The organism is Streptomyces orinoci (assembly GCF_003121295.1).
Lineage (GTDB): Bacteria > Actinomycetota > Actinomycetes > Streptomycetales > Streptomycetaceae > Streptomyces > Streptomyces orinoci.
On sequence record NZ_PHNC01000031.1, the window covers coordinates 500,076 to 526,194 of the forward strand.

25 protein-coding genes, 1 tRNA gene and 1 pseudogene are annotated in these 26,119 nt (G+C 71.7%); 7 read left to right on the forward strand and 20 right to left on the reverse strand.

What is annotated here, in order from left to right; translation table 11 throughout:
- Window positions 1-4 precede the first annotated feature (4 nt).
- Entirely contained in the window at window positions 5-772 is a 768-nt protein-coding gene (locus CV755_RS24495) for a TetR/AcrR family transcriptional regulator (RefSeq protein WP_109282442.1), read from the forward strand.
- Between the two features lie 268 nt (window positions 773-1,040).
- Here CV755_RS24495 and CV755_RS24500 read toward each other — a convergent pair.
- Both CV755_RS24500 and CV755_RS24505 read right to left on the reverse strand, forming a co-directional pair.
- Window positions 1,041-2,594: pseudogene (locus CV755_RS24500) on the reverse strand (MDR family MFS transporter); the annotation flags it as partial.
- Window positions 2,595-2,687: 93 nt separating this feature from the next.
- A complete protein-coding gene (locus CV755_RS24505) occupies window positions 2,688-3,167 on the reverse strand; it encodes a MarR family winged helix-turn-helix transcriptional regulator (RefSeq protein ID WP_109282444.1) in 480 nt (159 codons plus the stop codon).
- Window positions 3,168-3,334: 167 nt separating this feature from the next.
- Here CV755_RS24505 and CV755_RS24510 point away from each other — a divergent pair, with 167 nt between their 5' ends.
- Complete coding sequence (locus tag CV755_RS24510) at window positions 3,335-3,550, forward strand: hypothetical protein (RefSeq protein WP_109282445.1); 216 nt, start codon at window positions 3,335-3,337, stop codon at window positions 3,548-3,550.
- A 5-nt stretch (window positions 3,551-3,555) separates the two neighbouring features.
- Here the strand turns inward: CV755_RS24510 and CV755_RS34765 are convergent, their stop codons facing one another.
- The 5 genes from CV755_RS34765 to CV755_RS35215 form a co-directional block, all read right to left on the reverse strand.
- A complete protein-coding gene (locus CV755_RS34765) occupies window positions 3,556-4,179 on the reverse strand; it encodes a hypothetical protein (RefSeq protein WP_161968743.1) in 624 nt (207 codons plus the stop codon).
- Between the two features lie 187 nt (window positions 4,180-4,366).
- Window positions 4,367-5,200 (reverse strand): RNA polymerase sigma factor SigF, encoded by an 834-nt coding sequence (locus tag CV755_RS24520; protein WP_109282447.1) that lies wholly within the window; start codon window positions 5,198-5,200, stop codon window positions 4,367-4,369.
- Window positions 5,201-5,399: 199 nt separating this feature from the next.
- On the reverse strand, window positions 5,400-6,296 hold the full coding sequence (locus tag CV755_RS24525; RefSeq protein WP_422070586.1) for an RNA polymerase sigma factor SigF: 897 nt from the start codon (window positions 6,294-6,296) through the stop codon (window positions 5,400-5,402).
- Window positions 6,297-6,497: 201 nt separating this feature from the next.
- Window positions 6,498-6,791, reverse strand: a complete 294-nt coding sequence (locus CV755_RS24530) for a Dabb family protein (protein ID WP_109282448.1) — start codon at window positions 6,789-6,791, stop codon at window positions 6,498-6,500.
- A gap of 28 nt (window positions 6,792-6,819) precedes the next feature.
- The gene (locus tag CV755_RS35215; protein ID WP_164503317.1) at window positions 6,820-6,984 is read right to left on the reverse strand and encodes a hypothetical protein; all 165 of its coding nucleotides are present in this window, start codon (window positions 6,982-6,984) and stop codon (window positions 6,820-6,822) included.
- Window positions 6,985-7,577: 593 nt separating this feature from the next.
- Here CV755_RS35215 and CV755_RS24535 point away from each other — a divergent pair.
- Complete coding sequence (locus CV755_RS24535) at window positions 7,578-7,955, forward strand: STAS domain-containing protein (RefSeq protein WP_109282449.1); 378 nt, start codon at window positions 7,578-7,580, stop codon at window positions 7,953-7,955.
- 41 nt (window positions 7,956-7,996) lie between these two features.
- Here the strand turns inward: CV755_RS24535 and lanKC are convergent, their stop codons facing one another.
- Together lanKC and CV755_RS24545 are read right to left on the reverse strand one after the other, a co-directional pair.
- Window positions 7,997-10,456, reverse strand: a complete 2,460-nt coding sequence (gene lanKC, locus CV755_RS24540) for a class III lanthionine synthetase LanKC (protein ID WP_109282450.1) — start codon at window positions 10,454-10,456, stop codon at window positions 7,997-7,999.
- A gap of 291 nt (window positions 10,457-10,747) precedes the next feature.
- The gene (locus CV755_RS24545; protein ID WP_109282451.1) at window positions 10,748-11,770 is read right to left on the reverse strand and encodes a radical SAM protein; all 1,023 of its coding nucleotides are present in this window, start codon (window positions 11,768-11,770) and stop codon (window positions 10,748-10,750) included.
- Window positions 11,771-12,061: 291 nt separating this feature from the next.
- On the opposite strand from CV755_RS24545, the gene CV755_RS24550 reads away from it, so the two are divergent.
- Both CV755_RS24550 and CV755_RS24555 read left to right on the forward strand, forming a co-directional pair.
- Entirely contained in the window at window positions 12,062-14,119 is a 2,058-nt protein-coding gene (locus tag CV755_RS24550; protein ID WP_153068748.1) for an ATP-binding protein, read from the forward strand.
- A complete protein-coding gene (locus tag CV755_RS24555) occupies window positions 14,112-14,822 on the forward strand; it encodes a response regulator (protein ID WP_241561380.1) in 711 nt (236 codons plus the stop codon). The genes CV755_RS24550 and CV755_RS24555 overlap by 8 nt, the downstream gene beginning before the upstream one ends.
- Window positions 14,823-14,899: 77 nt before the next feature.
- On the opposite strand, the gene CV755_RS24560 is transcribed toward CV755_RS24555, so the two are convergent.
- The 4 genes from CV755_RS24560 to CV755_RS24575 form a co-directional block, all read right to left on the reverse strand.
- A tRNA-Ser gene (locus CV755_RS24560) sits at window positions 14,900-14,986 on the reverse strand.
- 47 nt (window positions 14,987-15,033) lie between these two features.
- Entirely contained in the window at window positions 15,034-15,510 is a 477-nt protein-coding gene (gene tadA / locus CV755_RS24565; protein WP_109282453.1) for a tRNA adenosine(34) deaminase TadA, read from the reverse strand.
- Between the two features lie 29 nt (window positions 15,511-15,539).
- Window positions 15,540-16,070, reverse strand: coding sequence for a tRNA adenosine deaminase-associated protein (locus CV755_RS24570; RefSeq protein ID WP_109282454.1), 531 nt, complete (start codon window positions 16,068-16,070; stop codon window positions 15,540-15,542).
- 200 nt (window positions 16,071-16,270) lie between these two features.
- Complete coding sequence (locus tag CV755_RS24575) at window positions 16,271-16,510, reverse strand: hypothetical protein (RefSeq protein ID WP_193553471.1); 240 nt, start codon at window positions 16,508-16,510, stop codon at window positions 16,271-16,273.
- Between the two features lie 159 nt (window positions 16,511-16,669).
- Between CV755_RS24575 and upp the strand changes: the two genes are divergently transcribed.
- Window positions 16,670-17,305, forward strand: a complete 636-nt coding sequence (gene upp / locus CV755_RS24580) for a uracil phosphoribosyltransferase (protein WP_109282455.1) — start codon at window positions 16,670-16,672, stop codon at window positions 17,303-17,305.
- A 67-nt stretch (window positions 17,306-17,372) separates the two neighbouring features.
- Here the strand turns inward: upp and CV755_RS24585 are convergent, their stop codons facing one another.
- The 7 genes from CV755_RS24585 to CV755_RS24615 all read right to left on the reverse strand — a co-directional run bounded on the left by CV755_RS24585 (window position 17,373) and on the right by CV755_RS24615 (window position 23,406).
- Entirely contained in the window at window positions 17,373-18,044 is a 672-nt protein-coding gene (locus CV755_RS24585) for a LytR C-terminal domain-containing protein (protein ID WP_109282456.1), read from the reverse strand.
- A 100-nt stretch (window positions 18,045-18,144) separates the two neighbouring features.
- Entirely contained in the window at window positions 18,145-18,441 is a 297-nt protein-coding gene (locus CV755_RS24590; RefSeq protein ID WP_004943146.1) for a type II toxin-antitoxin system VapB family antitoxin, read from the reverse strand.
- 50 nt (window positions 18,442-18,491) lie between these two features.
- Window positions 18,492-19,355 carry a signal peptidase I gene (lepB, locus tag CV755_RS24595; protein ID WP_109282457.1) on the reverse strand — a complete coding sequence of 288 codons (864 nt, stop codon included), beginning with the start codon at window positions 19,353-19,355 and terminating at the stop codon, window positions 18,492-18,494.
- 93 nt (window positions 19,356-19,448) lie between these two features.
- A complete protein-coding gene (locus tag CV755_RS24600) occupies window positions 19,449-20,225 on the reverse strand; it encodes a putative protein N(5)-glutamine methyltransferase (RefSeq protein WP_109282458.1) in 777 nt (258 codons plus the stop codon).
- A gap of 129 nt (window positions 20,226-20,354) precedes the next feature.
- Complete coding sequence (locus tag CV755_RS24605; protein ID WP_109282459.1) at window positions 20,355-21,818, reverse strand: sensor histidine kinase; 1,464 nt, start codon at window positions 21,816-21,818, stop codon at window positions 20,355-20,357.
- A 4-nt stretch (window positions 21,819-21,822) separates the two neighbouring features.
- Window positions 21,823-22,521 carry a response regulator transcription factor gene (locus CV755_RS24610; protein WP_109282460.1) on the reverse strand — a complete coding sequence of 233 codons (699 nt, stop codon included), beginning with the start codon at window positions 22,519-22,521 and terminating at the stop codon, window positions 21,823-21,825.
- Window positions 22,522-22,671: 150 nt separating this feature from the next.
- The gene (locus tag CV755_RS24615) at window positions 22,672-23,406 is read right to left on the reverse strand and encodes a TetR/AcrR family transcriptional regulator (protein WP_109282461.1); all 735 of its coding nucleotides are present in this window, start codon (window positions 23,404-23,406) and stop codon (window positions 22,672-22,674) included.
- Between the two features lie 595 nt (window positions 23,407-24,001).
- Between CV755_RS24615 and CV755_RS24625 the strand changes: the two genes are divergently transcribed.
- Window positions 24,002-25,996 (forward strand): M6 family metalloprotease domain-containing protein, encoded by a 1,995-nt coding sequence (locus tag CV755_RS24625; protein ID WP_109283494.1) that lies wholly within the window; start codon window positions 24,002-24,004, stop codon window positions 25,994-25,996.
- Window positions 25,997-26,119: the final 123 nt, after the last annotated feature.

The window sequence follows — 26,119 nt, forward strand, 5'->3', positions numbered from 1 at the left end:
GCATATGGCCGGCGCAGGACGTACCCCCCAGACCAGCGTCTGGCTCTCCCAGCCCAAACCCCGCCAGGCGGCGGGGACCGGCGGAACGCTGGACCGCGACCGGATCGTCGCGGCCACCGTCCGGCTGCTGGACGCCGAGGGGCTGGCCAAGTTCTCCATGCGCCGGCTGGCCGCGGAGCTCAAGGTGACCGCCATGTCCGTCTACTGGTATGTGGACACCAAGGACGACCTGCTGGAACTGGCCCTGGACGCGGTCTGCGGCGAGATGCGGCTGCCCGATGCCTCGGACCGGAGCGCCGACTGGCGCGATCAGCTGCGCCAGCTGGCCACCGAGTACCGGGACGCGCTGGTCGCCCACCCCTGGGTGACCCAGCTGCTCACCCGGTATCTCAACCTGGGGCCCTCCGCGCTGGCGCTGTCCAACGCCGCCCTGTCGGTGATGAGCCGCAGCGGCGTCCCGGAGGAGAAGCGCAATGGCGCCCTGGGGGCGCTCTTCCAGTTTGTCTATGGCTTCGCCGCCATCGAGTCCGTCTATCTGGAGAGGTGCCGGACCGCGGGGCTGAGCCAGGACGAGTACTTCGCCAGTGTGGTGGAGGCTTTCTCGGAGCAGCTGCGGGGCCCGGACGCCTATGACGAGGTGGCCCGCGCGATGGACCAGAAGGACGGGGTGCCGGTGGCGGAGATGCGCCGCCGGGACTTCGCCATCGCCGTGGAGACGGTGATCGCCGGTATGGAGGCGCTGCGGGACCGGGCGCAGGAAACGGCGGAGTAGCCGGGGGCTCGGAAACCCCGGCGGCCGGTTCTGGGAAATCTCGGCGGAGGGGCTTGGAACCCAGGCGGAGAGGCTTGGGAACCCAGGCGGCGGGGCTTGGAACCTGGGCAGCCCCGGTGGTCCGCGCCGACCGTCCCTTGCCGTGCGCGGACCACCGGGGCCGCAGTGCCGGGAGCCCTGTCCATGCCGTTCGGGTTCCCGGGCCGCCGGCGGGGCGGGGGTCCGCTCGAAAGCGCCCCGCCGGCGGGGTCTTTGCTCAGCCCGCCTGGGCGGCGGGCTCGGTGGCCGGCTGCTCGTCCCCGGAGGCCGCGGTGGGGCCGTGGTGCCGGGACTTCAGGGCGACCTCCTTGATGAACAGGGTCAGCAGGAAGGCGACCAGGGCGCAGGGCGCGGCATAGGCGAAGACATCGCCGATGCCATGGCCATAGGAGGACTCCATGATCGTCCGCAGCGGGGCGGGCAGCGCCGAGGGGTCGGGGATGTCACCGCCGCCGGCACCCTGCTTGGCCAGTGCCGCGCCCTGCGGGCCCAGCGCGGTCAGGCCGTCCACCACATAGTCCTTGACCTTGGTGGCGAGCACCGCGCCCAGCGCCGAGACGCCCACCGCACCGCCCAGGGTGCGGAAGAAGGTGACCACCGAGCTGGCCGCGCCCAGGTCCTTGGGGGCCACCTGGTTCTGGGCGGCCAGCACCAGGTTCTGCATCATCATGCCCATGCCCGCGCCCATCAGCAGCATATAGACGGCCAGCTGCCAGTACGGGGTGTCCGCCCGCATGCTGCCCAGCAGCCCCAGACCGCCGGTGAGCAGCGCGCCGCCGGAGACCAGCCAGCCCTTCCAGCGCCCGGTCTTGGTGATCACCTGGCCGGAGACGGTGGAGGAGATGAAGAGCCCGGAGATCATCGGGATGGTCATCACGCCCGACATGGTCGGCGTCTTGCCACGGGCCAGCTGGAAGTACTGGGAGAAGAAGACCGTGCCGGTGAACATGGCGACACCGACGAAGAGGCTGGCCGCGGAGGACAGCGCGATGGTCTTGTTGCGGAACAGCCGCAGCGGAATGATCGGCTCGGCCGCCTTGGACTCGACCAGCACAAAGATGGCGCCCAGCAGCACCGAGCCGCCCACCATCACATAGGTCTGCCAGGAGATCCAGTCGTAGTTCTTGCCCGCCAGGGTCACCCAGACCAGCAGCAGGGTGGCGGCGGCGGAGATGAAGAAGGCGCCCAGCCAGTCCACCTTGACGTCCCGCTTGACGGTCGGCAGGTGCAGGGTGCGCTGGAGCACTATCAGGGCGATCACCGCGAAGGGCACACCGACGTAGAAGCACCAGCGCCAGCCGAGCCAGCTGGTGTCGGTGATGACACCGCCGAGCAGCGGGCCGCCCACGGTCGCCACCGCATAGGTGGCGCCGAGGTAGCCGCTGTAGCGGCCGCGCTCGCGGGGCGCGATCATCGCGGCCATCACAATCTGGGCCAGGGCCGACAGACCGCCCACCCCGATGCCCTGCACCACCCGGCAGGCGATCAGCATGCCGGTGTTCTGCGACAGGCCGGCCACCACCGAACCGCTGACATAGATCACCAGCGACGCCTGGACCAGCAGCTTCTTGCTGAAGAGATCGGAGAGCTTGCCCCACAGCGGGGTGGTCGCGGTCATCGCCAGCAGGGCGGCGGTGACCGTCCAGGTGTAGGCGGACTGGCTGCCATGCAGATCGTGCATGATCTTCGGCAGCGCGTTGGAGACGATGGTGGACGACAGGATCGCCACAAACATGCCCAGCAGCAGCCCGGACAGGGCCCGCATGATCTGGGCGTGGGTCATCGGGGCGGCCTCGGCGCCCCGGGCTTCGGTGTGGCTGTCCCGCACACCTGACGGTGTGGACTTGGCCATGGATTTCCTTTCCGGTGAGGTGGATTACGCGGGTGTACGGGTGATGGCGGCCGCCCGGGGCTGTGGCGCCCGCGGCCGGCACTCGCCGAAGCCCTCGCGGAGCCGGGCGAGCAGACCGATGAGCCGGGCCACATCGTCGTCCGACCAGTCGTGCAGACAGCCGGCCAGCGCCTCGGCGTAACGGGCCGAGACCTGTTCCAGCAGCGCCTCCCCGCTGGGGGTGATGCGCAGCAGCCGCGACCGCTTGTCCAGCGGGTCGCACTGGCGCTCAAGCCAGCCGCGCTCGGCGGCATGGGCGACATGGCGGCTGGTCACCGACATATCGATCACCATCAGCTCGGCGAGTTTGCTCATCCGCAGCTCGCCGTACTGCTTGAGCAGCGACAGCACGATGGCGGAGGTGGGCGGGCAGTCCGGCGGGAGGACCCGGCTGAGGCCGCGTTTGATCACTCCAATGGCGCCGAGCTGCCGGGAGAGCTCCTCGTACTGCTCGAAGGCGGCCATGGATCCTCCAGTTAGGTTGCTTAAGGCAACCATAGAAAAGTTTGGTTGCTGAAGGCAAGTGAAATGATGGTACGGATGGTAAAGGACTGGCCAAGGATTCATTCGGATGGCGTCAAGCCGGGCCCGGCCGTGCGGGGCGTCACCGCTCTTCGCTAGGGTCCTGCCCCATGGCCAACCCCCATCAGCAGAGCCCCGAGGGCAACTACGACCCGGCGGGCAGCACCCAGATGTTCCGTGCCTTCGTCGACGAGGGCGCACCCGGCCCCCGGGCCTCCGCGCCGGCCGCCCGGGCCCGCTCCGGCGGACCCAGCACCGGAGTGATCGCGGCCGTGCTTGTCGCGCTGGCCGCGGTCGCCGTGGTGGTCTGGCTGGCGGTGAGCTGAGCGGCTCACTCCCACTGGACCCATACGTCCCGCGTCTGAAGACGAGCGCCCGGCGGCACCCGCCGGGCGTCCACGCACACCTGCCAGCTCTGCGCCCTGGCCCCGCCGGGGCCGATCGGCACCGGCAGCGGCCGGGTGACCGGAAGCGCCGCCAGGTCAGCGCCGCCCGCCGCGATCACATGCCCGCCGAAGACCACCGTGCCCCGGGTCACCGGGGCGGGCCCGGCGTTGGCGAACACCAGGGACACCCGCTCACACCACCGCTGCGTGCCGGGCGCCCGGCGCGGGGCGGTGACGGTCAGTGCGGCGCTCGCGGGCGCGGGCGTCGGCGTTGCAGGGGGTACGGGCGTACGAGCCGTTGCGCTCGGGCCGGGCAGTGGGAGATGGGTGCGGCCGCCAACGGGCCCGGTACGGCGGGCGGTTGGCGGAGGCGCGGCCGTGGGATCCGCCGAGGGCAGTGGAAAGAGCCGTACGGCGCCGGTGGGCGGGACCGGGCCGGTGGGCCCGGCGTCGGCCAGTGCCACCCGGCTCTCCGGTTCGCCGCTGCCGCACGCCGCGGTGAGAAGGGTTAGGCACAGTGCGGCAGTTGACACCAGGGCGGGTGCCCGGCGATGCGTTGCCCGTCGCATCGCCTCAGTCTGACTGACGGACCGTCAGGGAGCTAGGGCTGTGCGGGCAGCTCCGCTGGGGTGTGGTGTTTTGGGTGCGGGCCAGTTGTGGCTGGTCGCGCAGTTCCCCGCGCCCCTGATGGGGCACCCCGCGCCCCTGATGGGGCACCCCGCGCCCCTGATGGGGCGCCCCTGACGGGGCGCGCCGCTAGTCCGCGATCAGGCCCTCGCGGAGCTGGGAGAGGGTGCGGGTCAGCAGCCGGGAGACATGCATCTGGGAGATGCCCACCTCCTCGCCGATCTGCGACTGGGTCATATTGGCGAAGAACCTCAGCATAATGATCTGCCGTTCCCGGGGCGGCAGTTTGGCCAGCAGCGGCTTGAGCGACTCCCGGTACTCCACGCCCTCCAGCGCCGAGTCCTCGTACCCCAGCCGGTCGGCCAGCGAGCCCTCGCCGCCGTCGTCCTCGGGGGAGGGGGAGTCCAGCGAACTGGCCGTATAGGCATTGCCCACCGCCAGCCCGTCCACCACATCCTCCTCGGAGACCCCCAGGCACACCGCCAGTTCGGGGACGGTGGGCGAACGGTCCAGTTTCTGGGCCAGTTCATCACTGGCCTTGGTCAGCGCCAGCCGCAGTTCCTGAAGCCTGCGCGGCACCCGCACCGACCAACTGGTGTCCCGGAAGAAGCGTTTGATCTCACCCACCACCGTGGGCATCGCGAACGTCGGGAATTCCACGCCCCGTTCGCAGTCGAACCGGTCGATCGCCTTGATCAGGCCGATGGTTCCGACCTGAACGATGTCCTCCATCGGTTCATTGCGGCTGCGGAAGCGGGCCGCGGCATAGCGCACAAGGGGGAGGTTGAGCTCGATGAGGGTGTCACGGACGTAGGTACGCTCGGCACTGTCCCGCTCCAGCGTGGCCAGACGCATAAAGAGGGTGCGGGAGAGGGTGCGGGTGTCGATGGCTTCGCAGTCGTCGAGCACGGCTGGCGGTGCGTCATTGGCGAGCACCTTAGCGCTGCCCAGGTCTACGGACATGCCACCCCCTTGAGGTCGCGGACGGGCCACGGCGACCCCCTCGGGCGAGGGGTTCAGCCTCCACCTGAATACCGGAGGCTGCGCTGTGGCAAACGCAGTTCCAGCAGAATGTCACATGTCGGCAACGCGCTGTAGCGTCAAGTCGATATATCTGCCCCATGACGCCGCATGACATCGGGGAGGGGGTCCCCCGTAAGGGTTAAGCGTCGATTCGATTTGCGGAGCGCAGCCTGGCGAAGCTCCGGGAGAGCAGCCGGGAGACATGCATCTGGGAGACGCCCAGCTCCGCGCTGATCTGGGACTGGGTCAGATTGCTGTAGTAGCGCAGCAGCAGAATGCGCTGTTCGCGCTCCGGCAGCTGGACCAGCAGATGGCGCACCAGGTCCCGGTGCTCCACTCCGGCCAGTGCCGGGTCCTCGTAGCCGAGCCGGTCCAGCAGGCCGGGCAGTCCGTCGCCCTCCTGGGCCGCCTCCAGCGAGGTGGCGTGATAGGAGCGGCCGGCCTCGATGCAGGCCAGCACCTCATCCTCGCCGATCTTCAGCCGTTCGGCGATCTCGGCGGTGGTGGGGGACCGGCCGTGCAGCACGGTCAGGTCCTCGGTGGCGCCATTGACCTGCACCCATAGCTCGTGCAGCCGGCGCGGGACATGCACGGTGCGGACGTTGTCCCGGAAGTACCGCTTGATCTCACCGACCACGGTGGGCATGGCGAAGGTGGGGAACTGCACGCCCCGGTCCGGGTCGAAGCGGTCGATGGCGTTGATCAGGCCGATGGTGCCGACCTGGATGACGTCCTCCATGGGCTCGTTGCGGCTGCGAAAACGCGCCGCGGCGTACCGCACCAGCGGGAGGTTGGCTTCGATCAGGGCGGCGCGCACGCGGGCATGCTCCGGAGTGCCGGGCTCCAGGGTGGCGAATTCCTTGAAGAGCACCTGGGTCAGCGCCCTGGCGTCCGCCCCCCGGCTCTCGCGCGGACGGGGGTCCTCGGCGCACTCCGGTACGCCGGTCTCCTCCGGGACGGCGGCCGGGTCGTCCGGTCCGGCCGACTCGGGGCGGCGTAGCGGGGCTTCGGGCGCTGTTCGGGCCGGCACGGTCACACACCACCCCTTCGCGGTCATTCCATGCGCAGTTGGGAACTAAGGAGGGCACATCTATCAACAAGGGCGTCAAAAGCGGTCATAGCATCACAAGACATGTCCACTGTGTGCAAGCACCGGGTCACTCCGTGTTGGCCGTGGAAAAGGGCATAAAAAACGGCCCCTCACCAGGTGGTGCGGGGCCGTTGGGAAGGACCGGGCTCAGCAGGGATAGTCGGCGATCACCCACGTGGCGAACTCCCGCCACTGCGCCACACCCGCCTGATGGGCGGGGTGCTCCAGATAGCGCCGCAGGGCCGCCTGGTCGTCCACGGCGGAGTTGATGGCGAAGTCATAGGCGATGGGGCGGTCGGAGACATTCCAGCCGCACTCCCAGAAGCGCAGCTCGGGGATCTCCTCGCCCAGCTTCTCGAAGGTCCGCACACCGGCCGCCACCCGGGGGTCATCGCGCCGGACGCCCTCATTGAGCTTGAAGAGGACCAGGTGACGAATCACGGGGCTGCCGCCTTCCGGAGGTACGGGCTCACTTGATCAGCTGGGTCATAAACTCGCCGACGCTCTTGGCGGCGTCCGAGATCCCCTGGAACCCTATCTGCACCAGTTCGGCGGCCCGGGCGGGGGAGTGGATGATGGTGTAGGCCACGAAGATGCCCACGGCCCAGAGCGCGACCCGCCTCGCTTGCGCCATCGTCGTCCTGCCTCCCCTGGCGGCCGTCTCTCGCCCGTCCCCTCAAACGTGGGCGAGAGTCTAACCGTACATTTGGGCGAACTTGCTCCCCCGGGGGAGGCGCGTCGCTTCCCTCACGCCATCTTTAAGGACTTAAGGCCCGGAAAGCGGGGTCCTTCGCCCGCTGGGGGCCGTGGTCCAAGGGCGCAGGATGGAAGCGAGCGGCCGACGGACCTGGCAGGAATCCGGCGGCCCGGGACGACGGCCCCTCTGCGGGGTCCGGCCGCGTGCTTCCCCCCGAGCGCGGCCGGCACCCGGCGGTCGTCTCCTCGTGAGGGGAAGCGGCTTGTCCCCCCGATGCCGCTTCCCCTCTCCGCTTCTCTTTGCCGCTTTTTGTCTTTTGGCAGCCCCGGCCCGCGGCCGGGGCTGCCGGCGTTTCCCACACCTTTCCCACGCTCCGGTGAAGGGGCGCCAACGCGCGGGCATCGAGCGCCAGTTGACCCTGCGACAGAGGTGAGAACCGCCCACCGCCGGGGCACCAGAAAGACACACGGCCGTCCGAGGGCGTGATCCAGCGCCGTGGCGGACCGGGTGAGGAGAACGGTGAGGTTCGCATGGGCGGGTACGAGCTCGCCTTCACCATGCGGGAGCGTGTGGCGGGGGGAGCGGTCGCGGTGGAACTGCGGGGAGAGATCGACATATTGGCCGACCAGGAGCTGGGCCCCCGGCTGGAGGCGCTGGCCGCCTGCTGTCCGGACCTGGTGATCGACCTGCGGGCGGTGACCTTTCTGGACGCCAGCGGGATGCGGCTGCTGCTGCGCACCCGCGACCGGCTGGCCGCCCATGGCGGCCGGCTGCGGGTGGTACGGGGCGGGCCGCGAGTGAGCAGGGTGATCCGGATCGCGGGGCTGGGGGCGGCGTTCGAGTGGCTGGACGAGGTACCGGTGACCGCCGGGGGGTGTTCCTTCCAGGAGGGGATCGTGCCTGCCTGAGGGCCCGGTGGGCGGGCACGCCCCGTCGGGCGTCGTTCCGCTCACGGTGTGGGTAACGGGTGGTGCACGGGCGGGCGTTGTACGCCCCGCAGGGGCATGCCCGGGAGTGGCGCTGCACCGTGTACGGCGAGCAGTACCCCCGCCGTGCCGGTGGCCAGATCCATGGACAGCCGCTGCAGGCCGGGCAGCGGAAAGGCCGGGCGCCCCCGGAAGGGTACGGCGTGCAGCGCCAGCCGGCGGCGGTGCGGGGCGAGCTCCGCGGCGGGCGCGCCCAGACCGCCGAGCGCATGGAGCAAGCCCGCCCGCCCGTCCAGCAACCCGCTGGACAGCACCAGTTCGGGGGTCAGCTCGCACCGGAGCTCGTTCAGCACCCGGCTCAGCCGGGCGTCCGCCCGCTGCCGGAGGTAGGAGTGCAGGGCGAGAGCGACGCCCGCGCTTCCCCGGTCAAGGGCGGCGGGCCGCCGGCCGGCGTGGAGTTGTTCCAGGTCGCGGTCCAAGGCCAGTCCCGCCCGGTCCAGTTGGCCTCGGTCGCCGGTGTGGGCGTAGAGCTGGGTGAACAGCAGCGCGGGGCCGGACCAGCCGTACATCAGCCCGGTCCCGGCCGGCCCGCCGAAGGCGGCCAGCCGCTGGGCGACGGCCAGCGCCCGTTCCTGCTCGCCGAAGTGCAGCCAGCACAGGCCGATTCCGGCCAGCCCGCCGAACAGGCCCGGGCCGCACCCTCGCAGGTCGAACGCGGCCAGCCGGTCCAGTGCGGCCCGTGCCGCCTCCGGGCGGCCCAGTACGTCCAGCACCCATGCCGTGCCGGCGAGCCCGTCATAGAGACCGGGACGGGGCCAGGCGGTGCGCCCGGCGGCCCGTATCAGCCAGTCCAGATGGCCGGACCAGGCCGGATACCGGTGGCGTCCGGTGGCCCACAGGGCGTACAGCACCCCGGCGGCGCCGTACGCCACGGCGGCCGACTGGCGGTCGAACTGCCGTGGGTCGCCGGGGAAGAGCCGGTCCGCCCGCTCCGGGGTGGCGCTCAGCAGCAGGGCGTCCCGGAGGGCGTCCAGGGTGCGCTCCCGGTGCGACTCCACCGGCCAGGCCGGCTGGGCAGGCTCCTCGGGTGGCTGTAGCGCGGTACGCAGCCGGGCGGTGAAGGCGGGGGGCAGCGGAAAGCGTTCGGCGGCGAAGTCCAGTAATTGGCGGTGCTTGGCCGGGGCCAGCCGGAGCAGTGGGGTGAGCGGGACGAACAGGGCGAGGCCCAGGCAGGCCAGCGCATAGCGGTCGGCTTCGATTCCCGGCGGGATCCAGGGTGCGGTGAATCCGGCGGTGCCCAGGGCAGGTTGGGACGGTTCGTCCAGGGGGCGGGCGGTTTCGAAGTCCACCAGGCAGACGCTGCCGTCCGGGCGCAGCAGGACGTTCCCGGGCTGGAGGTCACCGAAGCAGATGCCCCGGCCGTGCAGTTGGGCCAGCGCCGCCTCGACGCGGTCGAACACCGCACACGCCCAGTCGGTGTGGGCGGCCAGTGCACCGGCCGTGGCCCCCGGGAGCAGCAGCGGGTTGTGGCGCTCCATGGCGTCCTGCAAGGGCTCGCCGTCGATGAACTCCTCGGCCAGGAAGAGGTGTTCCCAGTGCCGGGTGAGCGCGTGGGCCTCGGGGACGCAGTCCAGTCCGGCCAGCCGGCGCAGCATGGCGAACTCGTGCCGGAGCCGGGCGACGGCGTCCCGGCCCTCCCGGTCGGTGCCGGCGTACGGACGGGCCTCACGCAGCACCACGGTGCGGCCGGTGGCCGGGTCCACGGCCCGGTAGACGCCCCCCGCGTTGGAGAAGCGCAGGGCGCCCAGCACTCGGTAGGGCAGGGTGCCGGAGCGGGCCCCGGCGGCCTTCAGCGGGCCGGCCAGGAAGTCCGGCACCTCGGCCCAGGGCGGCACCCGGAAGACGGTGCCTCTGAGGTCGGGGACGGGGGCGCCGTCCGGGCCGGGGAGGGCGGGGACATAGCTGCCGTCGGGGCCGAAGCAGTAGTGGGGCCGGAAGGCTCCGTAGCGCAGGTACAGCGGGCCGTCGCGCCAGCGCAGGTCGCTGAGGATGTAGGGGCCCGGAACTCCGGCCAGGCGCCGGGAGAGTTCGGTGAGGGCTTGTTCCAACTGGTCGTTGTCCGCAGGGTAGATGGTGATCAGCTTGCCGCTGGCCGAGCGGGGGGCGCGCTTGGCGTCGGCGAGTGCGGCGAGGGTGCGGCTGCGGAGGAATTTGAAGGCGGTGCGGTGGGTGGTGCAGTGCGCCCAGACCGTGTCGATGGCTCCGGCCGCCTGGCCGGGGACGGCCGAGACATGGATCTTCCAGCCGTGGGTGGGGAGCGGGGTTTGTTCCGGCCGTAGCCGCACCCAGCCGCCGCCTTCCGTGCGGCGCCAGCCGGGTGGGGAAGGGCGGGTGGCCGCGGCGAAGCGGGTGTTGTGGTCCGGGGTGTGTTCTGGGGCGTCCGCGAATTGGGGGTTCGCGGCCAGGTGGGGCTCGTCGAGCATGGGGTCTCCCGGTGGGGCCGGGTTCGGCGGGGTGGGTTCCCGGTCGCCGGGGGCGGGTGTTGTTTTTCGGGGTGCGGGTTGTTCGTGGCTGGTCGCGCCCGCGCGGCGGAGCCGCATATGTAACCGCCCCGCGCCCCTGGAGGGGGCGCCCCGTCAGCCGGAGCGCCCCTGATGGGGACGCGCTAGTCCGCCGCGTCCAGGTTGGTTGTTGGCCACAGGGTGGGCGCTTCCTCCTCCAGGGCCTGGAGTTCGAGGATGTCCGGCATGGTGTTCACCTCCCTTGTGCGGAGTTCAGCGGGTCAGGCCGGGGCGGGCGGCGATGCGGGCCCGTACCTCCGGGGAGCCGAAGTGCAGGTCGATGCGGCGGATGGCGAGGGCCCAGTCCCGCATGGTGCGTACCGGGCGCAGGGTCTCCACCACAAAGGGGTCGCGGCGCCGGTCCAGGGCCCGTTCCCACAGCCGCATCGGCGGGTCAGTGAGCAGGTTGCCCACCGTGCCCTCGTAGACCGGCATGGCGCGGACCGCCCCGTCCGGCTCCACCTGGAGCATGGCGGGCGCGGGCCGGTCGGGGTGCATCATCAGCTCGCGGTTGTCGGTGAAGGTCACCCGCACCGAGGGCGGGGCCAGCGCGGCGAGCCGGAACAGCCGGGCCGGATGGGTCAGTTCGGCCACCCGTGCGTCGTCCAGCAGCTCGGCCCGTTCGTACTCCGGGCGGCTGGCCAGCCCGGACGGGACGGCGATATTGAAGGCCAGCGAGCGCAGTTCGGGAAAACGGGGCGCGATCTCGGTGCAGAACCGGTCGAGTTGGGCCGCGTTGCTGTGCATCACCGTGCAGTCGATGCCGAAGACGAAGGGCCGGCGGCCGTCCTTGCGGCGCCCTGCGGCCATCTCGTCGAAGAGCGCCAGGGTGGCCATGGCCCGGTCGAAGGAGCCGGAGCGGCCCCGGATCCGGTCGTGCACCCGGGCCGTGGCGCCGTCCACGCTCACCACCACCTCGCCGAAGATCCGGGCCAGTTCCCCGGGCATCCAGGGCGCGGTGCGCCAGCCGCTGGTGTAGACGGCGGTATGGATCCCGGCCGCCGCCAGCCGTTCCCCCACCTCGAAGATCCCCTTCACGGCCAGCGGTTCACCGCCGGAGAGGCCGACCAGCCGGGGCCGCAGCTCGATGATGCCCTCGGTGACCCGGAGCAGGTCCGGCACATCCAGCTGCCGGGCCGGCCGGCGGCCGGATTCCGAATAGCAGTGGGAACAGCGCAGCGGACAGGCGTAAGTGGTGTCCCAGACGACGACTTCGGGGCCGGATGGAAGTCTCATGGATTCCCTCGGATTCCGGATCCGGTTTCGGACTGTTGAGCGCCGGCGCTGTTGTGCGCCGGCTGTTGTGCGCCGGGCGCGGTCCGCGCCGCAGTCTGACGGGCTCCTTGCGCTGACTCATGACCTGCCGTCAAACTGCGGCCCCCCGTTGCGAACTCCCTCAGTATGGGCGGACGTTGGGGCCCCGGGGGAGCCCGGTAGCCCCCAGCCGGTTCTGGAGGTTTTCCGCCATATCCGCCTGGAGGGTCCCCTTCTGGACGCCCGGCCCCGGCCGCTTCGATAATGAGCCGGGTGGAGAGCAGGGGCTGGCCCATGCGGATCGCCGCGGTGTCCGGCGGACTGTGTCTGGCCTGGGCGGGGCTGATCGGTTCGATCCACCTGGACAGCAGGTTCACCCTGCCATGGACGCTGGGCGCGGTGGTGCCCTGCTATTTCGCCGGGCTCTTCGGCTGGTGGTACGCCCCGGCGCACCCGGTGGCCCGCCGGCTGCTGCTGATCGGCAGCCTGCTGGCGGTCAGCATGGCGCTGCGCTATACCGCGATGCTGCTGTCGCTGGGCGTGGGCTGGGGGCGGGAGGACCTGGAGGCCATCCTGCCGCCCGCCGAGGACCTGGTCGTCCTGATGGCCAGCGAGGTGATAGACCTCGCGGTGAGCATCCTGGTGGTCCGGCTGCTGGCGCTGCTGCCGGACGGCCGCTACCGCTTCCCCGGCGAACGGGCGCTGCTGCGCTCGATGTGGGCCCTGTTGCTGCTGCCGGTGGTGCTGCCGCCGGCCGGGGTGCGCGCCGGGACGGTCGGCTATGTGGTCTTCTACTACCCCGAGGCCTGGTTCCCCGGACTGGGCGCCCTGCTGCTGGTCATCCGCGCGCTGCGGGCCCGGGCGGCCGGGCAGCGGGACGCGGCCCGGCTGCTCCCGGCCGCCACGGCGGGGGCCGTGCTGTTCCTGGCCCGGGCCTCGGCCCGGCTGTTCCGCACCTGGCAGGGCGAGGACGGCTTCTTCTATCTGCTGGGCACGGTGCTGGGGGCGCTGCCCTATGTGGTGATCTCGCTCTGTGTGGTCTATGCCGCCTTCCGCTACCGGCTGCTGGGCGTGGACATCGTGCTGCGGCCCTCGGTGGTGCATGGCACCCTCTGGCTGATCATCAACAGCTGGTATCTGGGCATGGCGATGACGCTGGGGCTCACCGCCGGGCAGTATCTGCCGATCGGGCTGGCGGTGCTGATCGCGGTCACCGCCACCGCGCTGTTCCAGCCGCTGCGGGCCCGGCTCAACCGGCTGGCCGAGCGGCGGGTGTTCGGCAGACGGCTGAGCAGCTTCGAGCTGCTGGTGCAGTTCGGCACCACCCTGGAACACGCCTACGACCTGCGGCGGCTCGCCCCGCAGCTGGCCCTCTGCCTCAAGGAGGGGCTCAATCTGCGCTGGGTGCGGGTACGGCTGGGCGGCAGCGGGCTGCCCGCCGCGCTGGGCGCCGTGGGCGAGCAACTGCCGGGACCGCGTGGGGAGTTCCCGCTGTGGTACGGGGACGAGGTGCTGGGCGTCATCGAGTTCGGGCCGCGTACCGACCGGCGGTTCACGCCCGAGGACCACGATGTGGTGGAGACCCTGGCCCGGCAGGCCGCGCTGGCCGTGCACAATGTCCGGCTGACCGCCGAACTGGCCTCGCGGGTGGAGGAAGTCCAGCGCCAGACCCGGGAACTCCAGGCCTCCCGGGCCCGTATCGTGCACGCCCAGGACAGCGAACGGCGCCGGATCGAGCGCCGGCTGCACGACGGCATCCAGCAGGAACTGGTCGCCCTGGTGGCCAAGCTCCGGCTGGCCCGCAACCGGCTGGACCGGGGCGGGGATGTGCTGGCCGCGCTCACCGAGGTGCAGGACGACGCCTACCGGGTGATCGACGAGCTGCGCGAGGTGGCCCACGGCATCCATCCGCCGGTCCTCACCGACCAGGGCCTGGTGGCCGCGGTCACCTCCTGCGCCCGCCGGATGCCGGTTCCGGTGACGGTGCACAGCGCGGCCCGGCTGGAGCGGCTGCGGCTGCCGCTGGATGTGGAGGAGTCCGCCTTCTATCTGGTCTCCGAGGCGCTCACCAATGTCATCAAGCACGCCGCCGCCAACCGGGTCACCATCCGCCTGGCGCTCGGGGCGGGCCGGCTGTCGGTGGAGGTGGCCGACGACGGGGTGGGCTTCGCCGCCGAGCACACCCGGACCACCGGCGGCCTGGGGCTGACCGGGATGCGGGACCGGACCGAGGCGGTCGGCGGTACCTTGCGGATCACCAGCCGGCCGGGCGCCGGCACCACGGTGCACGCCCGGCTGCCGGCCCGAGTGAGGGAGGAAGCCGGTGCCTGACCCCCTGCGTGTGGTGATCGCCGAGGACCACTACCTGGTCCGCGAGGGCACCCGCCGGCTGCTGGAGGACACCGGTGACGTCCAGGTGCTGGCCGCGGTCGGCACCGCCGGGGAACTGCTGGACGCGGTGGCCCGGCTGCGCCCCGATGTGGTGATCGCCGACATCCGGATGCCGCCCGGCCACCACACCGAGGGCATCACCGCCGCCCACGCCATCCGGGCCGCCCACCCCGGCATCGGGGTGGTGATGCTCTCCCAGCACGCCAATGAGCACTATGCCTTCGACCTGTTCCGGCGCGGCACGGACGGTCTGGCCTATCTGCTCAAGGAGCGCATCGGCGAACTGGACGAGCTGCTGAGGGCGTTGCGGGAGGTGGCGGCCGGCCGCTCGGTGGTGGACCCGCGCATCGTGGAGGTCCTGATGGGCAGCCACGCCCGCACCGCGGACGCCCCGCTGGCCGCCCTCACCCGCCGCGAGCTGGATGTCCTGCGGCATATGGCCCAGGGCAAGACCAACCGCTCCATCGCCGAGTCGCTCACCCTGTCCGAGTCCACCATCGAAAAGCATGTCAACTCCACCTTCGCCAAGCTGGGCCTGGCCGAGGAGCCCCAACTGCACCGCCGGGTCAGCGCCGTACTGGCCTATCTGCGGCACGCCCCGGCGCCGGGCCCGGAGGGGCCGGCCGCCTCGGGCGGGGTTTAGGGCCCAGCGGGCCGGCCCGCCCGGGGGCCGCGGTACGCCGAAGGGCCACTCCCGTTGGGGAGTGGCCCTTTCAACAGCGGTAGCGGAGGGATTTGAACCCTCGGTGGAGTTGCCCCCACACTCGCTTTCGAGGCGAGCTCCTTCGGCCGCTCGGACACGCTACCGAGGGAGAGCTTAGCGGACGTTGGGCCGTGCTCCGAAATCGGTTTCCTCAGCGGGCCCGGAAGAATTCGGTGAGCAGGGCCGAACACCGGTCCGCCAGCACGCCGGAGACGACTTCGGGGCGGTGGTTGAGACGTCGGTCACGTACCACGTCCCAGAGCGAGCCGGCCGCGCCGGCCTTCTCGTCGGCCGCGCCGTAGACCACCCGGTCCAGTCGGGAGAGCACAATGGCGCCCGCGCACATGGTGCAGGGCTCCAGGGTCACCACCAGGGTGCAGCCGGTCAGCCGCCATTCGCCCATGGTGCGGGCGGCCGCGCGGATGGCCAGCACCTCGGCGTGGCCGGTGGGGTCGCCGGTGGCCTCCCGCTCATTGCGGCCGCGGCCGATCACCGTGCCGTCCGGGCCCAGCACCACCGCGCCCACCGGGACGTCGCCGGTGGCCGGGGCGCGTTCGGCCTCGGCCAGGGCTTCTTGCATGGACGGGTGCCAGGGGTCGCGGACCGGGTCGGGGACGGTGTGGTTCATGGCACCAGTGTGAGCGAGGGTGCTGTGGGTCAGCGGACAGCCTCCAGCACCTCGGTGCAGCCCAGGGTGTCGGCGATCTCGGTGAGGGCGTCCTCGCTGAGCGAGGTCAGCTCCTTGGCACCGATGCCCAGGTCGGCCAGGATGCCCTGGTCGCCCAGTGGCCCGGCCGGCACCCGCTCGGCGGCGGCGACGCCGTCGTCCTCGGACTCTTCCTCGTCCTCGGGCTCGCCCTCCTCGGTGCCGTCCAGGTCGAGGGTGTCCAGGTCGTCGTCCTCGGCGTCGTCACGGCCGAGGATCTCGTCCACCAGCAGAGCGCCATAGGAGCTGCGGTTGGCGGCGGAGGCGTCCGAGAGGTAGATGCGGGGGTCCTCCTCGCCGTCCACCCGGACGATGCCGAACCAGGAGTCCTCCTGCTCGATGAACACCAGGACCGTGTCGTCGTCCACCGACGCCTCACGGGCCAGGTCGGCGAAGTCGGACAGGGTTTCCACGTTGTCGAGGTCTGTGTCGCTCGCTTGCCACCCGTCTTCGGTGCGCGCGAGCAGTGCGGCGAAGTACACCGTGACTCTCCCACTGGTCATAGGCGGTGCCGGGCCGGACGGGGACAGCACCCCGCCCACTCGGAATCGTGGCAGAAACCTCGCCGTTGCGAGAGGTCTTCCGCGCTGCGTCGTGCAGGAGTCCGAAGAGATGCCGCTCACTTTCCGGCCCGGCGGCCGCCATCCGGGTTGGCCCCGCGGCCTGCCCGGTCAGTCGTGGCTCACCAGCGGAATGTGCGCATCCGGAGCTGCTGGCGCATCCGGGCCGCCCGCGCCCGGCGCGGCTGGACCCGGTCGCGGAGCTCCCTCGCCTCGTTCAGCTCACGGAGGAACTGGGCCCTGCGGTGTCTGCGCTCGGCGTCGCTCTCGGGCGCTTCGCGGACGGGGTCGGTCCTGGTCTGTGCCCGGTCGGCCGGTGTTTCCGGCCGGCTGTCGGGCTGTCGTCGATCACGGTCGGCCATGGGCAGCACCACCTCGTGCCGAGGTCCTCGCCCGGCGGAACGCACCGGGCGTCCCTGACCACTCTCCCCCCACTGGGGGGTTTGATGCCAGCGCGCGGCAGAAGGTACCGGCCGACGGCGCGGGCGCCGGTGCCCGAAAGCTCGGTTAATGTCGATGTCATGCGGATCCACGTCGTCGACCACCCGCTGGTGGCGCACAAACTCACCACGCTGCGCGACAAGCGCACCGACTCCCCCACCTTCCGGCGGCTCGCCGACGAGCTGGTCACCCTGCTCGCCTATGAGGCCACGCGCGACGTGCGCACCGAGCAGGTCGATATAGAAACCCCGGTCACCGCGACCACCGGCGTCAAACTCTCCCACCCGCGTCCGCTGGTGGTGCCGATCCTGCGGGCCGGGCTGGGCATGCTGGACGGCATGGTCCGGCTGCTGCCCACCGCCGAGGTCGGCTTCCTGGGCATGATCCGCAACGAGGAGACCCTCAAGGCGGAGACCTACGCCACCCGCATGCCGGACGACCTCTCCGGCCGCCAGGTCTATGTCCTGGACCCGATGCTGGCCACCGGCGGCACCCTGGTCGCCGCGATCCAGGAGCTGATCTCCCGCGGCGCCGACGATGTGACGGCGATCTGCCTGCTGGCCGCCCCGGAGGGCGTTGAGGTCATGGAGCGCGAGCTGGCCGGCACCCCGGTGACCGTGGTCACCGCCTCGGTGGACGAGCGGCTCAATGAGAACGGCTATATCGTCCCGGGCCTGGGCGACGCGGGCGACCGGATGTACGGCACCGCGGGCTGAGTCTCAGCACTGCGTCAGCACTGCCTCGGCAGCACTGTCCCAGCGGCAGTGCCACAGCAGCAGTGCCTCAGCATTTCGAGGCGGAGGGCGAGGGCGACGGCCGCGGGCTGCCGCTGGGCGGCGCGCTGGTGGCGGCACCCGGCTTGGCCGGGAGTTCCTTGAAGGCGTCACCGATGATCAGGTCGATGTCCTCGCCCTTGCGCACATCACTCTTCACCTCGGCCCCGCCGAGCTGCTCGCCCAGCACCTTCATCGGGCCCTCGGCGGCGTCGGGGGAGCCCAGCAGCAGGGCGGTGCCGGGCACCTTCTTGTCGTACTGCTCCGGGGCGTTGCCCACCTTGCCGATCTTGAAGCCGCGCTGTTTGAGCTCCTCGGCGGTGGTCTGGGCGAGCCGGCTGCGGGCGGTGGCGTTGTAGACGTTGACGGTGATGTCCTCGGGCCTGGGCAACGGCTCCTCACGGGGAGCGCCATGCCCCAGGCGGGCGTCCTTGCCGCTGCCCTCGGCCGAGGCCCTGGCGCAGGGCCCCTCATGCCTGGCCGCCCGGTCGGTGGTGTCCGGTCCGCCGGAGAACACCTCGACCAGCTGCGCCGTACCCCAGGCGCCCAGCCCCAGCACGACCGCGGCGGCGGACGCGGCGAGGGCGACCCTGCGAGGGCTCCTGGTACGCCGCATATGCGGGAAGCGTTGGCCCGTGATCCGGTATTTGCCGCCCATGCCAGGAGGGGTGAGCATGCTCATGGGCGGCAGCGTAGTGCGGGCGGCGGGCGCTGCCTACCAGATGATCAGAGGGTTGCGGGCCGCCAACCCGAAAGGGCCAACCTGCGGGGAGACCGCCGGCTCAGTCCAGCTCGAGGACGCGGGCGTGCAGCACCTGCCGCTGCTGGAGCGCGGCACGGACGGCGCGGTGCAGCCCGTCCTCCAGATAGAGATCGCCCTGCCACTTGACCACATGGGCGAAGAGGTCGCCGTAGAAGGTGGAGTCCTCGGCGAGCAGGGTCTCCAGGTCGAGCTGCTGTTTGGTGGTCACCAGCTGGTCCAGGCGTACCGGGCGTGGGGCGACATCCGCCCACTGGCGGGTGCTTTCCCGGCCGTGGTCGGGGTACGGCCGACCGTTTCCGATGCGCTTGAAGATCACACGGAAAGCCTACCGGGCCGGTGGCTCCCGGCGCAGCCATGGCGCGACAGTCAGGCCCCGGTGGTCCCGGAACCCCGGGCGCCGCGCCTGCGGCGGCGGCGCAGCAGCACCAGGGGCACCGCGCCGGTCAGGGCGACGGCGGCAGGGGCGGCCGGGACGGCGGCCGCGGCGCGGTTGATGCCGGACTGGTGGAAGGTGCCGGGGATCGGCAGGGTGTCCCAGCGGTTGAGCGGCCAGGCGACCACCACGGCGCGGCCCACCACATTGCCCACCGGGACAAAGCCGCCGTTGCGGTCGTCCTGGTGGTAGCGGGAGTCGGCGGAGTTCTGGCGGTGGTCACCCATCACCCAGATTCGGTCCTTGGGCACCGTGACCGTGAACTGGCTCTCCGGGTCGGTGCTGCAGGGGGTGTTGCCCGGGTAGACATAGGGCTCCTTGAGCGCCTTGCCGTTGACCTTCAGCGGGCCGGTGCCCTTGCACTCCACGGTGTCCCCGGCCACCCCGATGACCCGCTTGATGAGGTCCTTCTCATTGGCGGAGGGCATCAGCCCGATAAAGCTGAGCACCTTCTGCACCGCATTGGGCTGTGGAGTGGGCTCATTGGCCAGCCAGTTGTCCGGGTCGTGGAAGACCACCACCTCGCCGCGCTCCGGCTTGGAGCCGAACCAGGGGGTGAGCTTGTCCACCAGGACCCGGTCGCCCTGCTGAAGGGTGTTCTGCATGGAGTCCGAGGGGATGGAGAAGGCCTGCACCAGGAAGGTCTTGATCAGCAGGGCCAGCACCAGGGCGACGCCGACCAGCAGCGGCAGTTCCTTCCAGAACGGCCGCTGCTGCCGCTTCTTGGTCTTGGCCGGGCTCGCGGGTTCGTCCGGCCCGTCCTTCTCGGGCCGTGCGCCGACCGCCAGGTCCCCCATGTCCACTCCTCAGCCCGCCTGAAGCTCGTCCTTGCGAATCCTCGCGATTCCTCCGAAGGAGCCACCCTATGCGACGGGGCGGTAAACGCGGGGTCAGCTTCCGGGCGGGCGGTGGGCCTCGATGACGGTGGCGTCAAGGTCCTCGCAGGTGGCGACGGTTGCCGGCAGTCCGGCGGAGGCGACGGCGGCCAGGGCCGCGTCCTGTTGCCGGCGGCTGGTCTCGGACAGCAGCCGGCCGCCGGGGGCCAGCCAGTACGGGGCCTCGGCCAGCACCCGGCGCAGCACATCCAGGCCGTCGGCGCCGCCGTCCAGGGCCACCCGGGCCTCGTGCTCCCGGGCCTCGGCGGGCAGGAAGGCGATATCGGCGGTGGGCACATAGGGGACATTGGCCAGCAGGACGTCCACCCGGCCGCGCAGGCCGGCGGGCAGCGGTGCGAAGAGGTCGCCCTGGTACACCCGGCCGCCCAGCGGGGCCAGATTGCGGCGGGCGCAGGCCACCGCCGCCGGGTCGATATCGGCGGCGTACAGCTCCACCTCGGTGCCGCGGGCCGCCAGCGCGGCGCCCAGGGCGCCGCTGCCGCAGCACAGGTCGAGGACCACGGCGCCCGGGGTGAGCAGGGCGGCGGCCCGTTCGATGAGGAACTCGGTGCGGCGGCGGGGGACGAACACCCCGGGATCGACGGCGAAGCGCCGGCCGCCGAACTCGGCCCAGCCCAGGACGTGTTCGAGCGGGAACCCGGCGGCCCGGCGGGCGGCCATGGCGGACAGTTCGGCGGGCGAGCCGGCGGCCGAGGCCAGCAGCCGGGCCTCGTCCTCGGCGAAGACACAGCCGGCGGAACGGAGTTGGGTGACGATGGAGGAGAGGGACATCGGGAGCCTTCCGGGAAGATCCGAAGGGCGCTCCCGGCGGTCAGCTCATCCGCGGCGGGACCGCGTGACCTCGGGCGGGAGCGCCCGGCCTGCTACAGCGGTAATGGGGCTCACCTCCTGGGCCGTTGATCACTTGGACGCGGAAACAGTACCCGATCCCGCCGCCAGCGGCAGCCGCACCCGGAACAACGCCCCCTGCCCGGGTGCGGTCTTGAGGTCCACCTGTCCCTGGTGCGCCGCCACCAGCGCCGAGACGATGGCCAGGCCCAGGCCGGCGCCACCGCCCCGGCCACGGCTGCGGGAGGGGTCCGCCCGGTAGAAGCGCTCGAAGACCCGGGCCGCCTGCTCCTCGGTCAACCCCGGGCCCTGGTCGGCGACTTCGAGGACGCCCTGGTCACCGGTGCGGCCCACGCCGATGCGTACCGGGGTGCCGGGCGGGGTGTGGGCCACCGCGTTGCCCACCAGGTTGGTGACCACCTGGCGCAGCCGGGCCTCGTCGCCGTGCACCGGCGCCGGGCCGGGCGGCCCCTCGCCGCCGGGGCCGGTGAGGGTGACGGTACGGCCGGGGTCCAGGGCGCGGGTGTCGTGCAGGGCGTCCACGGCCAGGGTGCGCAGGTCCATGGGGGCCGGTTCCAGGGGGCGTTGCTCGTTCAGCCGGACCAGGGTGAGCAGGTCCTCCACCAGGCCGCCCAGCCGGATGGCCTCGCTCTCGATCCGGGCCATGGTGCGGGCCGTCTCCTCCTCACCGGACAGCGCGCCCATCCGGTGCAGTTCGGCGAAGCCCCGGATGCCGGCCAGCGGGGTGCGCAGCTCATGCCCGGCGTCGGCCATGAACCGGCGCATCCGCCGCTCCGACTCGGCGCGGGCGGCGAAGGCCGACTCCAGCTGGGCCAGCATCTCGTTGAGGGCGCTGGTCAGCCGGCCCGCCTCGGTGCGCGGGGACGCCTGGGGCATCCGATGGGAGAGCGGACGGCCGGCGGCGATCTCCGCCGCGGTGGCCTCGATCCGGCGCAGCGGGCGCAGTCCGGCCCGTACGGCGAACCAGCCGGCCAGGCTGAGCAGGGCCAGGGTGCCGCCGCCGATGGCCAGGAAGGCGGTGCCCAGCTGGTCCAGGGTGGTGGAGACCTCCTGCAGCGGCAGGGCCACCACCACTCCGGCGGGCAGCGAGGGGTCCTTGCTCCGGTCCACCGGCACGATCAGCGCCCGCCAGTGGTCCGGGCCCTGGTCGCCGGGGACCTCGAAGGGGTGGCCGAACCGGGACCGCAGCTGTGCGGCGGTCATGGCGGGCCAGCACGGTCGGGGATCACCGGCGGTCATCGGGCGGCGGAACTTCTCCGAGACCGTGCCGTCGGGGCCCGCGAAGGCCACCACATACTGGCTGGGCAGCCAGGAGCCATGGCCGCCGTGGGTGGCCCGGGGGACGCCCTCGGCGGCGAGCCGGCCGGCCAGTTTGTCGCCGTAGCGGGTCAGACGCTGGTCCACCCGCTGCACCAGCTGCCCGCGCACCACGCCCAGGACGAGCGTGTCGCTCACCGTCAGGCCCAGTGCCACCAGGGCGGCGGCCAGCAGCACCAGCCGGGTGCGCAGTGACATGCCCTCAGCCCTGGGGGTGGCGCAGTACGTAGCCGACGCCGCGCACCGTGTGGATCAGCTTGCGCGGGCCCGGGTCCACCTTGCGGCGCAGATAGGAGACATAGGACTCGACGATGCTGAAGTCACCGCCGAAGTCGTGGTTCCAGACCTCCTCGGCGATCCGTGCCTTGGGCTGTACCCGGCCGGCGTTGGCCATGAGGTGGGCCAGCAGCCGGAATTCGGTGGGGGAGAGGGCGACCGTCCGTCCCTCCCGCCACACCCGGTGGGCCACCGGGTCGAGTTCCAGATCGGCCACCACCAGGCGGCCGTCGTCGGGATAGCCGCCGGTGCGGCGCAGTACGGCCTCGATCCGGGCGATCAGCTCGGCGACGCTGAAGGGCTTGGTGAGGTAGTCGTCGCCGCCCGCGCTCAGCCCGCCGACCTTGTCCCCGACGCCGTTGCGGGCGGTCAGGAAGAGCACCGGCAGCCGGTCCCGCTCCCGCCGCCGGCGCAGCCGCCGGACCACGGCGAAGCCATCCATATCGGGCAGCATCACATCCAGGACCACCAGGTCGGGCCGCTTGCGTTCGATCCGCTCCAGTGCCTGCGCCCCGGTGCCGGCCAGGTCCACTTCGAATCCGGCGAAGCGCAGGGAGGTGGCGAGCAGCTCCCTGATGGTGGGCTCGTCATCGACGACCAGCAGGCTGGCCCGGGGAGCGTCCATGGTCCTCTCGGGGTCGGGGGGGCGGGGCAGGCCGCACGGTATGCGGTTTCCGGGTAAGGGCGCGGTGAGGGGTTGCTGTGCGGGTCCGGCTTGCTGTGCGGGTCCGGGGGCTCCAACTCTCCCAGGCCGGCCGGGAGTTCGTAAGACGGCTTATGGGGCGATCCGGACCGCCAGGCCGTCCAGTACGCGCTGGAGACCGTAGTCGAACTTCTCCTCGCGGATCCGCCGGGGGTCCTTGCCGCGCAGCGCGGCGTACTGCTCCTGCAACTGCGGATGCTCCCGGGCCGCCTCCTCGGCGGCGGGCCAGAGCCGTTCCACCCACTCCTGTTCGGTGTGGCCGCTGCGCGCCAGCATGGTCAGCCGGCCGGCCTCGCTGATGCTCATCCCGATGACATAGGCGGTGAGGCCGGACACGGCGGGGTCGGCCTCCCCGGTGGGCAGGCCCGCCTTCTCGGTCACGGCCAGCATGCCCTCGAAGACCCGCATCGCATTGGGCCCCAGCTGGGTCACCCCCAGCTCGCCCAGCACCGAGGCCATCCAGGGGTGCCGGAGGATGGCGGAGCGCAGGCTGTGGGCGTAGCGCGCCAGGGCCGTCCGCCACTGGGCGGGGTCGTCCAGCCGGGGCACCTCGATCTCGCCGTGGACCTCGTCCACCACGAGCTCGATCAGCTCGTCCTTGTTGGCCACATGGGTGTACATCGAGGTGGCTCCGGCGTTCAGCCGGGTGCCGAGCCTGCGCATGCTCAGTGCCTCGATGCCCTCCGTGTCCAGCAGCTCCAGGGCGGCGGCCACGATCTGGTCCCGGCTGAGCGCGGGCTGTTCGCGCTTGCGCCGCCGGGGGCGGGTCCACACCGAAGGGATCGGCTGCTTCTCGTCGGCCGGCATGCGGCTCCTCTCTCTGGCGGGCTCCAGCATAGCCGCCGACCGTACGACGTACGCCATAGCGAACGTCGTACGGTCTCCGTACAGCGTTTGGTGAGACGTACGGTGTTCATACGTACAAGGAGAGCCGATGTTCCAGCACGGCCCCTTCGGCTCCCGGCACTGGCAGTCCCGGCTGGACGGACTGCGCACCGCCCACCGGGTGCCGGGCGCGACCCTGGCCGTGCTCGCCGGGGGCGAGGGACTTCTCCCCGCCGCTGGAGGTCGAACTGACCCCGCTGAGCGGGACGGTGTTCGGTGGCCTGAACGGGCACGGGCGGCCGTCCGAACGCGGCTTCCGCTGCGTGGGCTTGACGCGTGCGGTGCGGGTGGGGCGGGGGTGCGGGGCGGCCTCTACGGCCCGCACTTGACTGGGCGCAAGGCGGTCCGTACGGCCCAAGCCGGACGGGGCGCGCGTCCGCCCAACCGCCGTGGGATGCCCTGGTGTTGCCCGGCGTCGCGTCCTAAGTTGGCTCGGACACTCCCGTCCCGGAAGAGGTGAGTGACCTTGGCCTTCCGGCTACCGGTCCGGTGTGCCCGGAGTTCCCGGCCCCCGGTCGTGCGAGTCCCCGCCCCGGAGCGAAGACGCACCGGCCGTCGAATATCCGGACTCGGCTTAGCCGCCCTCCTGCTGGGCGTACCGGCCGTCCTTACCACCGGCCCCGCTACGGCGGCCCGCCAACCCCCGCCGCTCGTCCAGCCGATCGACCCCCAGCACTGGCGCAACCCCGACGATATGACCTGGGCCGATTACCGGCCCGTACCAGGGACTCACTGGGCCGATCCCCAAGTCAAGCCGAGCAAGCGGATGTTCCGGGGCGCGCTGGTGCTGCTGGACTACCCCGATGAGGAGTTCTCGGTCACCCGGCCCGCCGGGACGGCGAAGTTCGGCAATCCGCAGCCCTCGGCGGCGGGCCTCCCGCGCGGCCGAGTGCCCGCCTTCTACCGGGACTTCCTCAACAAGCCGGGCGCGCTCAACCATGGTCACACCATCAATGAGTACTGGATGGAGGACTCCGGCGGCCGGCTGGGTGTGGAGCTCACCGCCTTCGGGGTGTACCGGATGCCCTGGAAGTCCTACCAGTACGGGATAGACCCGGAGATGAACCCGGGCGCCTGCCCCATCGGCGAGACCTGCGGCAAGGACATCCGGGCCGACGGCAAACGCGCCTGGACCGCGGACGCGGGCGAGGAGCGCACCCGGCAGTTCGACTTCGTCTTCTATCTCACCGCCGGCGCCGATGAGTCCGCCACCTGGCAGGAGTTCGGCCCGATGAAGTTCGCCGGCCCGGGGGACGTACCGGCCGCCTGGGGTCCGCCGTCCCCCGTCCCGGGCGGCGGCAACGCGGCGCCCACGCGCTATGTCCCGTGGACCTCCTGGCAGTCGGCGGCCCGGATCTGGCCCAATGCCGCCGATGGCTCCTCCGTCCAGGCCGAGAGCTCCGGAATGGCCACTTACGCCCATGAGTTCAGCCATATCCTGGGCATCGGGGACAACTACAACAACCCCTACGGGACACCACTGAGCCGCTCCTATACCGGCATCTGGGGCATGCTCTCCCGGGGTTCCTTCAACGGCCCCGGCGGCCCGCACACCCGATGGCGGATACCGGCCACCGCCGGGGGCTCGATGGGCGCCCAGCACATCCTGCGCGACAAGCTCAAGCTGGGCATCGTCGGGGAGAACCATGTGCTGCGCCTGGACCGTGCCGCGCTCGCGCGATCCGGCCCGGTCGTCGCCCGGGTCACCGCCCGCGCCGCGCCCGCCGGGGACGGGGGGCTGTCCGGCATCACCGTCGCCCTCGGCGGCGGCGACCATTCCCCCGCCTGCGACCGCGGCACCAACCCCCTGTGCGACGGCGGCGGTTATGACGACTACACGGTCGAGGTGGTGGACCGCATGGGCATGGACTCCTTCACCCCCGACAGCGGAGTGCTGCTGAGCAAGACCAAGAAGGCCGATGACGCCCCCTTCGCCTGGGTCATCGACGCCCATCCCGAGGACATCGGCCTGACCGACTTCATCCGCCCCGACGGCACCCCGCAGAAGATCACCATGGGGGATTACCGGCAGCTCAGCGATGCGCTGTTCCACGCCGGAGCGGACTCCGGCAGCTCGTATGAGTATGTGGACCGGGCCAACCGCCTGCACTTCTATGTCCTGGGCGTCCGGCGGGACGCCACCGGTGTCCTCTCCTATGACATCGGGGTGCGCTCCCTGGACGGGGCCGGCTCCGGGCCGCATGGGCTCTCGCTGGGGCGGGGCACGGGCCGGGGCAAGCCCGGCGGGGGCCGGGCCCACTGCACCTTCCCGCTGGTCAACTCGGGTGCCACGCAGGATATTTACCGGCTGGCGGCCACTACCGGCAGCCATGGCTGGTCCGTCTGGCTGCCCAACCGCCTGGCCACCGCCGCCCCCGGCGGCACGGCCTCGGTGGACCTGGCGGTCACCGCCCGCCCGGGCGCCGCCCGCGAGGGCACGGTCCGGCTGCTGGCCCGCTCGGAGAGCGATCCGGGCAAGGTGGCCAGCGCCGTCTGCTCGCTGGGGAAATAGCTCGGGAACGGCCCGTATCCGGGCGAGATCCGGGGGGACCTGGCCACGCACCGGGTGCCCCTGGAATCCGTAATGCGCGCCCCCGGAATCCGCACTGCGTGCCCCCGGAATCCATGCGAGCCT